Raw genomic sequence first — 14,562 nt, 5'->3', positions numbered from 1 at the left:
CTTAATTTATTAATAGTGACATTTACCACACTCTAAACCTCCCATTTGAGCTACAGTCAATTTCTCAACTCCGTACTTCTCTGATAATTCTTTGTGAATTTTAGCGTAGTACTCATTGCTCTCTAACTTAACGTCAGTTTTTCTGTGACAGTCAATACACCATCCCATTGTTAATGGAGAGTGTTGTCTCATAATTTCCATTTCTTCAACTGGTCCGTGACAAGTTTGACATTCTAAACCTGCAACATTTACGTGTTGAGAGTGGTTGTAGTATGCGAAGTCAGGAAGATTGTGAATTCTAACCCACTTAACTGGTTTCTCTTTTCCAGTATATTTATTTGTCGAAGGATCCCATCCTACTGCATCATATAATTTTTGAATCTCTGCAGTATAGAATTCTGGAGTGTACTTACCGTAGTCTTTTCCAGCTTCACCTGTAAACTCATTGATATTCTCATGACAGTTCATACAAACGTTCAATGAAGGAATACCTGAAGTTTTACTAGATCTTGCAGCAGAGTGACAGTATTTACAGTCAATACCGTTATCTCCAGCGTGAATCTTGTGAGAGAAGTGAATTGGTTGTACTGGCTCATACCCTTGGTCAACACCTACTTGCATCATCCATCCATACGCGAAGTACGATCCGAATAACACTAATACGATAACAGAAACAATCACTAAAAATTTATTTTTAACGAATGCTGTACACAATGGAATTGATTTACGTACTTCAGGAGTTAATCCATTAACCTCTACTACTTTGTTTAATACTCTCTTAACGAAGAATAGCATAGTTACTAGAAGCATCAATACAACAACTAAAGCCCCTAATACAATAATATTAGAAACACCATCATTGTTAGATTGCCCAGCAGCTCCTCCTGCTACATCACCTGTAGGCGCTGGAGCAGCTTTCTCTTCTGAAGTATAAGCTAAGATATTATCAATGTCTTCGTCTGATAATCCAGGGAAGTCATTCATAACAACCTTATTCCACTCGTTAAACAATTTAACAGCAGCAGCATCTCCAGATTTAATCAATGAAGAACTACTCTTGATCCACTTGTGTAGCCACTCTACATTTCCATCGTGACGATCAACTACTCCACGAAGAGCTGGTCCAGTAGACACTCCATCTAACTTGTGACAAGCCGCACAGTTAGAGTTGAACAATTCCTTACCTTTTGCTACATCTTGAGCAAACGAAATTGTAGTAAACGATAGCATTAACGCTAAACAAAAGAATAAAATCTTTGAAAACGAATTATGGTTACCCACTTTTTTCATAGTTATAAAATGATTTTCAACTAAACTTGGTCTTATTTAACAGCCAATTAGACCGCTATCTTATACACCTTATTTACAAACTCCGACAAAAATACAATTTATGAGTTACTCTTAAAACCTTTACTATGCTTAAAATACAATTTATATACGTTCTAAATAACATACGATTACCTCATTATCAAGATAATTTGTAAATTTGCCATAAACATTATTCATTATGAGATTTTTAAGAAATTTTCTTGTCTTAATTCTAGTTCTATTTACTAATCACGTAATTATAGCTCAATCGTCTAAAACCACTTTAAACGAACCCTCAGCCATAAAAGAACTACTAAATAAGAAGAAAAACACAAATACGTCAACAACTGTTAACGATAAATACAAAATTCAGATTTTTTACGGCAAAAACGCAGAAGCGAGAGTTGCCTTAAACAACTTTAGAAGACTTTACCCAGATGTTAATGCTACGATAATTTATACCAATCCTTCTTACAAAGTTTTAGTAGGAAATTATAAAACTAGACTAGAAGCAGAACGCAACCTGAGAGCTATTCAAAAAGACTTTGAACTCTCACTTTTATTGCGCCCAGGCAAATAAATCACACCATATAATACAAAGGGTTATTAGTTAAATCTAATAACCTTTTTTTAATTAAAAAGAAAGCCCCAACATCACTGTTGAGGCTTTTTATTTATCTGTGATTCTAAGTACACTTTAAGACTTAAATCATTCCGTAATTTATCCAACTAAGTTAATAATCTTACCAGGAACAATAATTACTTTCTTAGGCTCTCTACCCTGAAGTTGAGCTACTGTTCTTTCGTCTGCTAAGATGATTGCTTTAATCTCTTCTTCTGATAAATCTAATGGTAACTCAATCTTAAATCTCATCTTTCCATTAAACGACACAGGATACTCTTTTGCACTCTCTACTAAGTAAGATGCATTGAATTCTGGGAACTCTGCATACGTCACAGATGTAGTATGTCCTAGCATAGACCATAATTCCTCTGCAATATGTGGAGCATAAGGAGATACCACAATTGCTAATGGTTCTAAAATAGCTCTGTGATTACATTTTAGCTGTGACAATTCATTTACACAAATCATAAACTGTGAAACTGAAGTATTGAAAGAGAAATTCTCTATATCCTCAGTCACTTTCTTAATCGTTTTATGAAGTGATTTATACATCTCTGCTGTTGGTTCATCATTCGTCACGATTACACCATTATCATCAGCATATAATCTCCATAATTTCTTTAAGAAACCAGCTACACCTGAGATACCAGCTGTATTCCATGGTTTAGCTTGTTCTAATGGCCCTAAGAACATTTCGTACAGACGAAGTGTATCCGCTCCATATTCATCACAGATATCATCCGGATTCACTACATTGAAGTACGACTTAGACATCTTCTCTACTTCGTGTCCTACGATATACTTACCACTCGCATTTAATACAAACTCTGCATTTGCATAATCAGGTCTCCATGCTTTAAATCCTTCTGTATCTAATTCTGATGAAGAATTAACTAATCCAACATAAGCATATAGCTGTTGAACCTTCTCATCCTTGATCATATCTTTAGAAATGAATTTATTTGTGCCCTCTATTCTATAAACAAAGGCAGAAGTACCTAAAATCATTCCTTGATTAATCAATTTCTTGAAAGGCTCTTCTGTGGGAGCTACTCCCATATCTTTTAAGAATTTGTTCCAGAAACGGCTATATAATAAGTGTCCAGTAGCATGTTCACTACCTCCTATATATAAATCTACATTTTGCCAATACGCTAATGCTTCTGGAGAAGCGATATCTTCTGTATTCTGAGGATCCATATAACGCATCCAGTACCAAGAAGAACCAGCCCAACCAGGCATTGTATTTAACTCTAGAGGGAATACCGTTACCCCGTCTATCTTTTCGTTTTCTACTACTTTATTATTAACAGTATCCCACGCCCATACAGCAGCATTACCTAAAGGTGGTTGACCATCTTCTGTTGGTAAATATTTTTCTACTTCAGGAAGAACGATTGGCAAGTATTTTTTGTCAATCATCTTAGGAAGGTTATTCACATAGTACACTGGGAATGGTTCACCCCAATAACGCTGACGTGAAAATACCGCATCGCGCAAACGATAGTTTGTTTTCCCCTTTCCTTGTCCTATTTTCTCTAATGCTTCGATAGCCTTAAGAGTAGCTTCTTTAAACCCTAATCCATTTAAGAAATCAGACTCTACTAATAAGAAACCTTCTTTCTCTGCATACGCCTCTTCTGAGATATCTTGGTCAAAGATATTTTTGATTGTAATACCGAAGTGTTTTGCAAAAGCATAGTCTCTTGTATCTCCTGCAGGAACAGCCATTACAGCTCCTGTACCGTATCCAGCTAACACATAATCACCTATCCAAATTTCGATAGGCTCTTTTGTGAAAGGATGCTCCGCATACGCACCAGTAAACACACCAGAGATAGTCTTCACATCAGCCATACGGTCACGCTCACTTCTCTTAGAAGTAGCATCTATATAGGCTTCTACAGCTTCTTTTTGTTCTGCTGTAGTAATCTTTCTTACTAAATCGTGCTCTGGAGCAAGAGTCATAAAACTCACCCCAAAGATAGTATCAGGTCTAGTAGTGAACACTTCTATCGTATCATCACTTTCTTTCAAGTTAAATACTACAGATGCTCCCACAGATTTCCCTATCCAGTTTCTTTGACTCTCTTTAATACTCTCTGTCCAGTCGATATCTTCTAGCCCTTGAAGTAGACGCTCTGCATAAGCAGAAATACGCATACTCCATTGCTTCATTTTTTTTCTAACTACAGGGTGTCCTCCTCTTTCAGACAGACCATCTTTAATCTCATCATTCGCTAATACCGTTCCTAAAGCAGGACACCAGTTCACTTCAGTTTCTGCTAAGTAAGTCATTCTATATTTTAATAGAATCACCTCTTTCTCATCAGCTGATAACGCATTCCACTGAGCAGCGCTAAAGATCTCGATCGCATCATCAGAAACAGCTTGTACATTTGCATTCCCCTCTTTTTCGAAGATAGCTACTAATGTATCTATAGATTCTGCTTTATCACTTACTTTATTATACCACGAATTGAACAATTGGATAAAGATCCATTGTGTGTGTTTATAATAATCCGCATTCGAAGTACGCACCTCTCTACTCCAGTCAAATGAAAAACCGATCTTATCTAATTGTTCTCTATAACGATCAATATTTACTTCTGTAGTCACAGCAGGATGTTGTCCTGTCTGGATAGCATATTGCTCAGCTGGCAACCCGAAGCTATCATATCCTTGTGGATGAAGAACATTAAAACCTTTTTGACGTTTATAACGAGTAAAAATATCCGAAGCTATGTATCCGAGCGGGTGCCCCACATGTAATCCTGCTCCAGATGGGTAAGGGAACATATCTAATACGTAATACTTAGGCTTGTCAACATTATTCTCTGTTTTGAAAGTTTGGTTTTCTTTCCAAAATTTCTGCCATTTAGCTTCAATTTCGTTTGGATAATACTTCATACTATTATATATATCAATTTTTATACTTTGGTTAGTTCTTCGATCACACTGTAATAATCTAGAAAACTCATCTTGAATCCTAAATAAACAAAACTAATTTTCTAGCACTATTCTAAGTTTGACAAAAAAAACCGTCAATTCAGGCAAAAATAAACTATATTTATAACAATTAGAAAACTTTAATCGTTATTGTCTCAATAAAAACATTTTTGTTTGTTATTTTTACGCACTTAAAATTTGATATATGGCTAGCTCTTATGAAAAATATCAAAAGCGAAAACTAATTTCGTCTTATTTTTCAGTTATACTTAGTATTTTCTTGGTTCTATTCCTATTAGGATCGCTAAGTCTATTCGTTATTAATTCTAAAAAGATCTCTGACAACTTTAGAGAGAATATACCTATGACTATATTCTTTGAGAAGAATACTTCTAAAGCTGAATTAGAGAAATTTGGAAAGAAACTAGAAAAGCACGCTTATATAAAGGAGCATCGTTTCGTATCTAAAGAAGATGCTGCCAAAGAACACCAAGAGACATTAGGTGAAGACTTCGTCGATTACTTAGGATTCAACCCGCTACAAGACTCTTACGACATTCACTTAAAAGGAGAATATGTCGTTAATGATAGTATAGATATTATCCTTAAAGAATTCAATGCTAATACAGCGATAAGCGATATAAAATATGACAAACAACTAGTAGATCTAGTCAATGAGAATGTAGATAAGATCACGAAGTGGGTGCTAATTATAGCAGCTTTTCTTACGATTATATCTATGCTATTAATCAATAGTTCTCTACGTCTATTAATTTTCTCTAGTCGTTTTACGATTAAGACGATGCAAATGGTAGGGGCTACAAAGCGCTTCATCAGACGCCCATTTATCAGACATAGTATGAAGCTAGGGCTAATAGGCTCTATACTAGCTATCATTGCTATTACTGCCCTTACATTCTATGCAGACAGTAAACTACCTGATCTAAATATCAACCCTAAAGAAGATTATATGCCTCTAGTGATCGTATCCTGTGGAATATTAATCTTAGGAGTGATCATCACTAGTATCAGTACATTCTTTGCAACACAAAGATTCTTAAACTTAAAATCAGACGAACTTTATTAAATATGAAAGATCAAGATCAAAACCAGAACGTACTTCTTTTTACGAAGAAGAACTATATTATACTACTGGTAAGTATAGCTTTAATCGCACTTAGTTTTTTCTTAATGGCTGGTGCTACTAACGATGTTCCTACAGAGTTTAATGAAGACATCTATAGCTTTAGACGTATTCACCTAGCTCCTACAGTATTCTTTATCGGGATAGGAGTAGCAGTTTATGCAATATTTAAAAAAGACAATAAATAATATAACTACATTAAATGGATTTAATACAAGCTATCCTCCTAGCCATAGTAGAAGGATTAACAGAGTATCTGCCAGTATCTTCTACTGCACACATGATATTCGTAAGTTCTGCTTATGGTATTCAAGAAGACGAATTCGTAAAATTATTTCAAACAGCTATACAGTTCGGAGCTATTCTAGCCGTAGTGGCACTATACTGGAGAAAGTTCTTTGACTTCAGTAAACTGAACTTCTATAAAAAACTAATCTTAGCAGTTATCCCTGCTCTAGTATTAGGGAAGCTATTTGACGAAGCTATTGACAAGGTATTAGGAGAGACTATCTATATCGCGATTATGTTGATTATTGGTGGTTTTGTATTAATCTTTATAGACAAATACTTTAAGAATCCTAAGACAGTTCGCGAAGAAGACATTACTGTTAAACAAGCTGTTACTATTGGGTTTTGGCAGTGTCTTGCGATGATGCCAGGTACGAGCCGTTCTGCTGCATCTATCATTGGAGGTATGCAACAAGGGCTTTCTAGACAAGTAGCTGCAGAGTTCTCATTCTTCTTAGCTGTGCCTACGATGGCAGCTGTGACTGTGTACTCTATTGTACTAAAAAAATATGAATCAGGAAGAATCGGATATGAGATACTACTTGACAATCCTGATAATATGAAGTTATTCTTATTAGGGAATGTTATTGCATTTATTGTATCAATTGTTGCTATTAAATTCTTCATCGGAATCATTAAAAAGTACGGTTTTAAACCTTGGGGATACTACAGAATTATAGCTGGAGCTATACTATTATTATACTTCGGATACCTTAAATAAGAATGATACAATACAATACAGAAGCCTTTCAAAGTGGGCAAATACTATTAATAGACAAACCGCTGCACTGGTCATCATTTCAGGCAGTAAACAAAATTAAATGGCTATTAAAAAAGCACTTTGACTTAAAAAAGATTAAAGTAGGACATGCAGGAACTTTAGATCCTTTAGCCTCTGGACTTCTTATCATCTGTACAGGTAAAGCCACAAAACAAATCAGTGAATTACAGGGACAAATAAAAGAATATACGGGGACGATCACACTAGGGGGTACTACCCCATCTTATGACTTAGAGACAGAGATAGACCAGACCTTCCCTACAGAGCATATTACAGAAGCTCTGCTAGAAGAAGCTAGACTATCCTTTATGGGAACTACAGAACAGCGTCCTCCTATCTTCTCTGCGCTTAAGAAAGATGGTAAACGCCTGTATGAGCACGCTCGTAAAGGAGAAGAAGTAGAGATAGCGACTAGACCTATCACCATAGAAGAGTTTGAATTAACCAAGACAGCTCTTCCGAATGTTGATTTTAGAGTCGTGTGTTCTAAAGGAACTTATATCCGCTCTCTAGCTTATGACTTTGGAAACAAAGTAAACTCTGGAGCACACCTAAGCGCCCTACGCAGAACCAAAATCGGAGACTTCGATGTCATCAACGCAGTCACTCCAGAAGAGTTCGAAGAACAGGTATTAAAAGCAATCGCTGACAATATATAATCAAAAAGCTACAAGATATCTTGTGGCTTTTTTGTTTTTCTGTGAAATCGTATTTCTGTAAAACTGTGAAATCGTTTTTTTTTATCGTTTAATCTACTATATTAATCATTTAAGTACATGATGCCCAAAGGGCAAAACTGTAAACCGTAAACCCTCTACTGTAAACTGTCAACCAAAAAACTCACACTTTAAGTCCTCGATATTGGTTAGGTGTCATATCAGCATAACGTTTAAAATAACGACAGAACAACGTCGTCTCCTTAAAGCCCAATTCTTCAGATATCTCATTAATACTCATCCTAGAAGACTTCAACAGTGACTTCGCATACAATACAACAGCTTCACTTATCCAATACAGAATAGAATGCCCTGTCTGTTTGCGAATAGTGGTTGTCAAATAAGCAGTCGAAATACTTAATCTATCCGCATAAAAACTTACCGCCTTCTCCCTCTTATAGTGTTTATACAGCAACACAAAGAAATCCTCTGTAATACACTCAGCACGACTACTACTTTTTGCCTTAGATTTCAAGGTTTTCATTAATTGACTAATCTGAATAATCAATGCATAAAGCAAATGTTCTAACACATCATGCGGAGTAAAATTAACTGTATCATAATAGCATTGACTGATTAGCTTATAAAGCCTCTTTACAACACTATAATTTACTTCATTTAAAGTAATCACTGGAGATTTATACAGCTGTAGATCAATACTAAAATCGTGTATCAAAGCGAGTGGAGCCACAAAGTCAAAAGTAAACATGATAGACTTCATCTTTAGATCTTCTGTAAAACTAATCGGCACCACTATAGCATTAGGAGGCAGTACGATTAGCATTCCTTTCTTTAGATGATATTCTCTCAAATTAATACTTACTTGTGCCTCACCACCTGTCACTAATCCAATAACACAAGCATCTATACTATGAGGAATAAACGCAAAATAGTCTTTTATATCTTCCTCTCCATTTGTTATAAAGACGCCAGACGCAGTTAGATCTGTATGATTCTTTATTATCGAATTAAAACTATATCTCTCTATTTTTTTCATCCTACTCAAGTATAAATCCCATAACTACAAGATAACAAATTGCACATTATTAACCATTATATTGTGCATTTCTTTTCTAATCATCATCTTAATTTTGTATTACAAATCATTTAAACACATAGCTATGAACAACTTAAAGAAAAGAGGAAGAATTATCCAAAAACAAAGGATAAAAGTCTACGAAATAGCAGATAATGTATTCGCTGCTATATCACCATACAGAGGAATAAGTTGGGCTAATGCTGGTTTCATTAACCGTGGAAAAGGTCTGGTATACGATACGTTCTTTGACCTATTTCATGCACAAGAAATGAAAGAGGCATATACCGAAATAAGTAATAATAAAACTCCTGCTTATGTAGTAAACTCTCACTACAATAGTGATCATACATGGGGAAACAAGGTATTTGAAGACTCGTGTATCATTATGCACCACAACGCAGTACAAGAACGTCTCACAGAGAATATTCAATGGATGGATGCTGTTATTAAACGCGGTAAAGACTCATTAGAGTCTACTATTGGGGAGCGCTTCTTCGCTGCCGAATTCGAAGGTTTTGATTTGACAGGAGTTGAATGGATAAATCCAGATATACAAATAACTGATGACACGGTAATCAACCTTGGCAACACCGAGTTACAATTACTAAATGTAGCTCCATCCCACTCTAATAGTGATGTACTATTATGGATGCCAAAGGAGAAAGTACTCTTCGCAGGAGATGTGGTATTCAATGGCTGCTCTGCTTACAGTGAAAAAGGTATCATAAATTGGGTAAAAGTATTAGATCGCATCATCAATGAGATCAAACCCGAAATAGTAGTTCCTGGTCATGGCGCTATATGTGGCGTAGACTTTGTACAAGAACAATACAGTTATCTCATGAATATTCTAGAGACCATAGATAAACACTACACGGAAGATATTGATGCTCTGACTATGTCTAAACTAATCGACATCACTCCTTTTACTCATTGGATACAGCCAGAGCGTATCTATGCTAGTGTAGATGCTATCTTAAAAGGCAAACGCAATCAATCTGCAATACCTAACTGGAATGAAATGCCAGAAAAACTGAAACTAATGCAGGCGTATCAAAAAGAAAAATATGGAGACAGCCTAATAAACTGGAATCCTAAGTCTACATGGGAACGCGAGTATTATGAGATAAAATAAAGAATGAAGAACACTTCACTTAATTAGAAATTAAGGATATTTATCTTCGCCATAATGTACTTAAATGACGAGACAGACTAACTATTGATATGATAGGCTAAGTGACTTATATCTAATCTCTAGTTTATATCTTTGGAAGCAAAGTAACCCCTGAAGTACCTCTGAGCGCCTTACCCAAAAGCAAAATCAGAGACTTCGATGTTATCTACGCAGTCATTCCAGAAGAGTTCGAAGAACAGGTATTAAAAGCAATCGCTAACAATATATAATCAAAAAGCTACAAGATATCTTGTGGCTTTTTTTGTATCGTATCGTTTACGCCTATTGTATTTCTAAGCCTGCGAAGAATCTCATGCTTATTGTCGAGGATTTATAATCCGTGACTTACACTACTCCACTCCCAATATCCATTCTGAGCCTGCGAACACCCCCATCCTACACATCCGTTCTCGTTGTCCTTCTGAGCTTGCGAAGAATCTCATTCTACATGATTGTAGAGTTACGTGTGAGACCCTTCCTATCGTCAGTGTGACATAGATAACGAATAAGTAACCTTAAATCAGCGACTTACAGAATTAACTCAATAGACTCGTTGGCGCGGATTTATAATCCGCGACATCACATTACCCAAAAATTTAAAAACACTTTTTCTTCTTTTCGCTCTTATTACAGCCAAAAAACAAGAATACCCTCTCTAATTTCTCTTATTTCCTTCACTTGTCTCCACTTGAAGAAAACCAATCCTGCTAAAAGGTTCCTTTTTTCTAATTTTTTTTAATTGCATAAAAACATTATAGATTGTATATCAGTCATTTATTAAAAACAGAAATCACACCAACCATTTGACAAAGTCAGTAAAACTGAACCATAAGAGCCTTTTCTTGGGCAATTATAGGACAATACTAGGATGATAACGGGGTTAAAGCAACTTTTGCTCAATAATAGTCCTTTTATACTTCTTCTATTCTTCTTTTATGAAAACGATAGGTGATTATAAGATATTCAAAATAAGCTCTATAGAAGGCGAAATCATTCGCTTTGATATTCTTCATTTCATGTCCTCATTTTTATAAAGTGTGATGTACACTAGGACAACTTCTTTTATTGATTGTTTGAACAGTTAAATAATCATATATCAGTATTTTATACCTTGTAATAACCAAAAAACGAGATAATCATGGCAGAAATCAAAGAAGGAATATTAGGCGCTGTAGTAGGAAAGGTAGGAACCGTAGTGGGCGTACTCTGGAGAGGGAGAAATATACTCCGCGCTAAGCCGCTAAAATCAAGTAAAAAAGCGACGGAAGCACAGTTGAAACAATGGGATAAGATGAGTCTCGTCTCTACCTTTGCGAGTAAATTCAAGGATTTTGTCAATGCGCATTGCCCTGCGGTGTACAACGGAGAGAAATGGATGACAGGAAAAGAACAAATGATCTCTAGGCTGATGAAACAAGGCATCACAATGCATGAAGGAGAGCAATATGTACAAATAGACAAGGTGCTGCTCTCTATCGGAACCCTAGCTCCTGCTGTGATCAAGAAAATCAATAGATTAAAGACAGGTAAGCTAAAAGTACAGTGGGATAATCATCTGATTAATCCGCTGACGCTCGATACAGACGCACTAACGATCATGGCGTATCACGAAGAATTAGATAAATTCATGACTATCCCTACTATCGGACAACGCAAAGATAGATATGCTCACTTCGCTCTACCGAAAGAATGGCAAGAGGGGAAAGTCTACCTGTGGAGTATGTGGAAAGCAGAAGATGGTAGTGTACATAGTACAAGTTGCTTTCATGGGATCTTAGAAGCAGAAAACGGGGAACAGAAAACAGGGAACGAGGGAGCGGAGAGTATGGAAACAGGGAACAGAAAACAGGGAACGAGGGAACTGGATTTGAGGAAACGGGGAACGAGGGAACGGGAAACGAGGGAACGGAGAGTATGGAAACTGGGAACAGAGAAACTGGGAACCGTGGAACAAGTAACAAGGGAACAGAGAATGAGAAAAATGAGAACAGAGAAACTGGGAATAGGAGAACTGAAAACGAGAGAACACTTGTACCTACAGCAGATAATATAATTGAATCTTCACCTCCTAGCTCTCTTATGGAAGAAGAGTCCACAACTAAAAAAGAACTACCACCTGGGCTCATCCGTCAAGTCAGAAAGAAAATCATAAAAGAAATAAAGCCAAGAGAATATTCTTCGAGTAATAATACGCATGAAGGGGGTATTTATGGAGCGCGGTCTGTCTTAGAAGCACTGAAGGCTGAGGAGAGATAGAGGGAGTGATAAAATGAATATTCCTACCTACTTTACTACGATCCTATAAGTTGTAATCATCTTACAGTTAAATCATCATGCCTTTTACTCTTCTCTTTTAAAAGCAAGTTGATAGACATTACCATTGGTATCCATACCTAAGAGTCCTCCTTCCTGAGAGCGTTCTATCTCGATATAAAATCGAATACCTAGACTGTCACTCGCTATATACCCAGCACCGACATCTCCTTTTAGTTTTACTTCACCAGTATAATGCAAGCCTTCGCGATCCATCCCTTCCACAAGAAAGAATGATAATTCACTTTCTTTTTCATTTGGGGTATATTCCATTTTCTCTAACTTCTGGTAATCATCAATTCCTTTAGGATCCTCTTTTACTTTTTTGCAGCCTAATAAAAGAAAAAGCCCTAGTATAGATAAAACACACTTTTTATTATTTATAATCAACGACATAACATTTTTTTCTTAGCACGAAAATAGGCATACTAATACTCTTCACCCACCACAAATAAGTAAAGCATGGCTTTTTCTTAGTAAACCATTCATACTAATGGTTAAAACGATTTGAAAATCAGTAATGTTCCACCTATCTTTGCCTAAAACCAAAATAAATAATAGATAAATAGCACTAACTAAGTGTATCCTATCCTGCTTTTATCACCTCTAATATCACATTAGAACAATGATAATAAATAGTCATAGTTACACCTCTGCCTTTATTTACTATCTGTTTTGGGTTAAAAACATAACTTATGCGTAATATACTTTTCCTATTTATTTTTATCACACAACTATCTTGGGGACAAAAAACAGAATATCAAGAAGGTGACCTTATTTTTCAAAACATAGATTGTGGTCCCTTATGTGATGCTATTAATGAAGTAACTTTTGGTTATAATGATTTAAATTTTAATCATATGGGGATGGTTATAGAACACGAGGGTAGTCTACAAGTCATAGAAGCTACTTGGCCTGAAGTATGTATTACGCCGATGGAAGACTTCCTAAACAAAACAAAAGAACCTATGTACATAGGTCGTCTAAAAGGTAAACTGACTAAACTAATTCCTGCTGCAAAGGAATTTGCTATAAAACAAGTAGGTGTTCCTTATGATGTCAATTATCTATATGCTAATGGTAAATACTACTGTTCAGAACTTATCTATGAAGCCTTTAAAGCATCTAATAAGAATAAAAGTTTTTTCTATCTATACCCAATGACGTATAAGTCAAAGTACACTAAAGAAACATTCCCTGTATGGGCAACATACTTTGAAAAATTAGGACAGACTATACCTGAAGGAGCACCTGGATGTAATCCTGCTGGAATGTCATTAGACCCTAGGCTAAACATCATAGGTCCTATCGTTAGATAGTTTTACTCTCTATGTTTAAAACATTACTTTATTGATTACAGATCCTTCAGTGAGGCTAAAATCATTTATTTATAACTAAAAAACGCTCTTTCAAAAATTTGAAAGAGCGTTTTTTAGTTATTATTCAAAAGAAGTCATTAACTCGATTACTTCTTTTTGTACTTCATGTCCTTTATCTTTCGTGTACCACTTCTGTAGTTCTACTTTACCAGCTTCGTCTACTACACCATGAGCAGCTTTATAATCTGTCACTACTTTTTGTCCTAAAGCAGGTCTTGGACCCCAGTGTCCTAATACTTTTAAAGTATCTTGTTCTACAATGATCATCTTTGGGATAGCTCTACCTCCATTCGTTAAGAATGCATCCATCAGTTCTAGATTCTTATCTCTCAATACTAATCTCATCTCAATATTAGGAGTTACTTCAGCCATCTTATTAAGAATAGGTACGATCTGAGCGGCATCTCCACACCAACATTCCGTTATCACTATCCAAGTGTACTTTTTCTTTAAGCTAATTAACTTATTAGCTACTTCTTCTTCTACCTTCATGGTCTTGTCTAAACGGTGAAGTCTAGCCTCATTCAGCTCTGCATAAGCCAAATAATCGTCGCTTAGCTCTAGAGAAGCTTTATCATTAGTCAGTGCATCAGTAACAAATTGTCTAAATTCAGTATAACTAAAACTTTTGTCAATGTATTTTGAATCAATGTTTATCATTTTGTGTACTTTTATTGTTTGTTATTACCAAAGATAAACCTTTTACAGCAAATAAAATGATGACAAAAGTCAGAGAGGTAATTTGTCCAAGCAAATTTAACACCTAAGTGACATGTTTAGACCGTTAATAGCTTATTAGGGTAACGTATTTCTTAATAGAATAGATCATTTTAGACGTGCTTAATA

General features: G+C 35.7%; 12 protein-coding genes and 1 pseudogene. 8 read left to right on the top strand and 5 right to left on the bottom strand.

Features of this window, described 5'->3' with window-relative positions; all coding sequences use genetic code 11:
* Positions 1-9: 9 nt before the first annotated feature.
* Positions 10-1,290 (bottom strand): cytochrome c3 family protein, encoded by a 1,281-nt coding sequence (locus E0Z07_RS07840; protein WP_006257365.1) that lies wholly within the window; start codon positions 1,288-1,290, stop codon positions 10-12.
* A gap of 217 nt (positions 1,291-1,507) precedes the next feature.
* Here E0Z07_RS07840 and E0Z07_RS07835 point away from each other — a divergent pair, with 217 nt between their 5' ends.
* Positions 1,508-1,888: an SPOR domain-containing protein gene (locus E0Z07_RS07835; RefSeq protein ID WP_006257366.1), complete on the top strand. Its 381-nt coding sequence runs from the start codon at positions 1,508-1,510 to the stop codon at positions 1,886-1,888.
* Positions 1,889-2,029: 141 nt separating this feature from the next.
* On the opposite strand, the gene leuS is transcribed toward E0Z07_RS07835, so the two are convergent.
* Positions 2,030-4,843, bottom strand: a complete 2,814-nt coding sequence (gene leuS, locus E0Z07_RS07830; protein WP_131540548.1) for a leucine--tRNA ligase — start codon at positions 4,841-4,843, stop codon at positions 2,030-2,032.
* Between the two features lie 244 nt (positions 4,844-5,087).
* Here leuS and E0Z07_RS07825 point away from each other — a divergent pair, with 244 nt between their 5' ends.
* From E0Z07_RS07825 to truB, 4 genes are read left to right on the top strand one after another with little or no spacing between them, the layout of a single operon-like run.
* Positions 5,088-5,969: a cell division protein FtsX gene (locus E0Z07_RS07825; RefSeq protein ID WP_131540547.1), complete on the top strand. Its 882-nt coding sequence runs from the start codon at positions 5,088-5,090 to the stop codon at positions 5,967-5,969.
* Positions 5,970-5,971: 2 nt separating this feature from the next.
* On the top strand, positions 5,972-6,214 hold the full coding sequence (locus E0Z07_RS07820; RefSeq protein ID WP_006257370.1) for a DUF3098 domain-containing protein: 243 nt from the start codon (positions 5,972-5,974) through the stop codon (positions 6,212-6,214).
* A 14-nt stretch (positions 6,215-6,228) separates the two neighbouring features.
* The gene (locus tag E0Z07_RS07815) at positions 6,229-7,035 is read left to right on the top strand and encodes an undecaprenyl-diphosphate phosphatase (RefSeq protein ID WP_131540546.1); all 807 of its coding nucleotides are present in this window, start codon (positions 6,229-6,231) and stop codon (positions 7,033-7,035) included.
* A 2-nt stretch (positions 7,036-7,037) separates the two neighbouring features.
* The gene (gene truB / locus E0Z07_RS07810) at positions 7,038-7,754 is read left to right on the top strand and encodes a tRNA pseudouridine(55) synthase TruB (RefSeq protein WP_006266298.1); all 717 of its coding nucleotides are present in this window, start codon (positions 7,038-7,040) and stop codon (positions 7,752-7,754) included.
* A gap of 181 nt (positions 7,755-7,935) precedes the next feature.
* Here truB and E0Z07_RS07805 read toward each other — a convergent pair whose 3' ends face one another.
* On the bottom strand, positions 7,936-8,808 hold the full coding sequence (locus E0Z07_RS07805; RefSeq protein WP_131540545.1) for an AraC family transcriptional regulator: 873 nt from the start codon (positions 8,806-8,808) through the stop codon (positions 7,936-7,938).
* 124 nt (positions 8,809-8,932) lie between these two features.
* Here E0Z07_RS07805 and E0Z07_RS07800 point away from each other — a divergent pair, with 124 nt between their 5' ends.
* The gene (locus E0Z07_RS07800) at positions 8,933-9,985 is read left to right on the top strand and encodes an MBL fold metallo-hydrolase (protein ID WP_131540544.1); all 1,053 of its coding nucleotides are present in this window, start codon (positions 8,933-8,935) and stop codon (positions 9,983-9,985) included.
* A gap of 1,177 nt (positions 9,986-11,162) precedes the next feature.
* Positions 11,163-12,280, top strand: a pseudogene (locus E0Z07_RS07785) (DUF6266 family protein).
* A gap of 84 nt (positions 12,281-12,364) precedes the next feature.
* Here E0Z07_RS07785 and E0Z07_RS07780 read toward each other — a convergent pair.
* Positions 12,365-12,733, bottom strand: coding sequence for a hypothetical protein (locus E0Z07_RS07780; protein WP_006257381.1), 369 nt, complete (start codon positions 12,731-12,733; stop codon positions 12,365-12,367).
* A 299-nt stretch (positions 12,734-13,032) separates the two neighbouring features.
* Here E0Z07_RS07780 and E0Z07_RS07775 point away from each other — a divergent pair, with 299 nt between their 5' ends.
* A complete protein-coding gene (locus tag E0Z07_RS07775; RefSeq protein ID WP_006257382.1) occupies positions 13,033-13,656 on the top strand; it encodes a YiiX/YebB-like N1pC/P60 family cysteine hydrolase in 624 nt (207 codons plus the stop codon).
* A 120-nt stretch (positions 13,657-13,776) separates the two neighbouring features.
* On the opposite strand, the gene E0Z07_RS07770 is transcribed toward E0Z07_RS07775, so the two are convergent.
* Positions 13,777-14,376 carry a thioredoxin family protein gene (locus tag E0Z07_RS07770; RefSeq protein ID WP_006262793.1) on the bottom strand — a complete coding sequence of 200 codons (600 nt, stop codon included), beginning with the start codon at positions 14,374-14,376 and terminating at the stop codon, positions 13,777-13,779.
* Between the last annotated feature and the right edge of the window lie 186 nt (positions 14,377-14,562).

It is taken from the genome of Myroides odoratimimus, from assembly GCF_004337635.1.
Lineage (GTDB): Bacteria > Bacteroidota > Bacteroidia > Flavobacteriales > Flavobacteriaceae > Flavobacterium > Flavobacterium odoratimimum.
This window is presented reverse-complemented; position numbering and strand designations above follow the sequence as displayed.

Bases quoted from the DNA above. Each gene is read 5' to 3' on its own strand.
- E0Z07_RS07825 (WP_131540547.1), top strand. From the start codon at position 5,088: ATGGCTAGCTCTTATGAAAAATATCAAAAGCGAAAACTAATTTCGTCT.
- E0Z07_RS07840 (WP_006257365.1), bottom strand. From the start codon at position 1,290: ATGAAAAAAGTGGGTAACCATAATTCGTTTTCAAAGATTTTATTCTTT.
- E0Z07_RS07815 (WP_131540546.1), top strand. From the start codon at position 6,229: ATGGATTTAATACAAGCTATCCTCCTAGCCATAGTAGAAGGATTAACA.
- leuS (WP_131540548.1), bottom strand. From the start codon at position 4,843: ATGAAGTATTATCCAAACGAAATTGAAGCTAAATGGCAGAAATTTTGG.
- E0Z07_RS07820 (WP_006257370.1), top strand. From the start codon at position 5,972: ATGAAAGATCAAGATCAAAACCAGAACGTACTTCTTTTTACGAAGAAG.
- E0Z07_RS07780 (WP_006257381.1), bottom strand. From the start codon at position 12,733: ATGTCGTTGATTATAAATAATAAAAAGTGTGTTTTATCTATACTAGGG.
- truB (WP_006266298.1), top strand. From the start codon at position 7,038: ATGATACAATACAATACAGAAGCCTTTCAAAGTGGGCAAATACTATTA.
- E0Z07_RS07800 (WP_131540544.1), top strand. From the start codon at position 8,933: ATGAACAACTTAAAGAAAAGAGGAAGAATTATCCAAAAACAAAGGATA.
- E0Z07_RS07835 (WP_006257366.1), top strand. From the start codon at position 1,508: ATGAGATTTTTAAGAAATTTTCTTGTCTTAATTCTAGTTCTATTTACT.
- E0Z07_RS07770 (WP_006262793.1), bottom strand. From the start codon at position 14,376: ATGATAAACATTGATTCAAAATACATTGACAAAAGTTTTAGTTATACT.
- E0Z07_RS07805 (WP_131540545.1), bottom strand. From the start codon at position 8,808: ATGAAAAAAATAGAGAGATATAGTTTTAATTCGATAATAAAGAATCAT.
- E0Z07_RS07775 (WP_006257382.1), top strand. From the start codon at position 13,033: ATGCGTAATATACTTTTCCTATTTATTTTTATCACACAACTATCTTGG.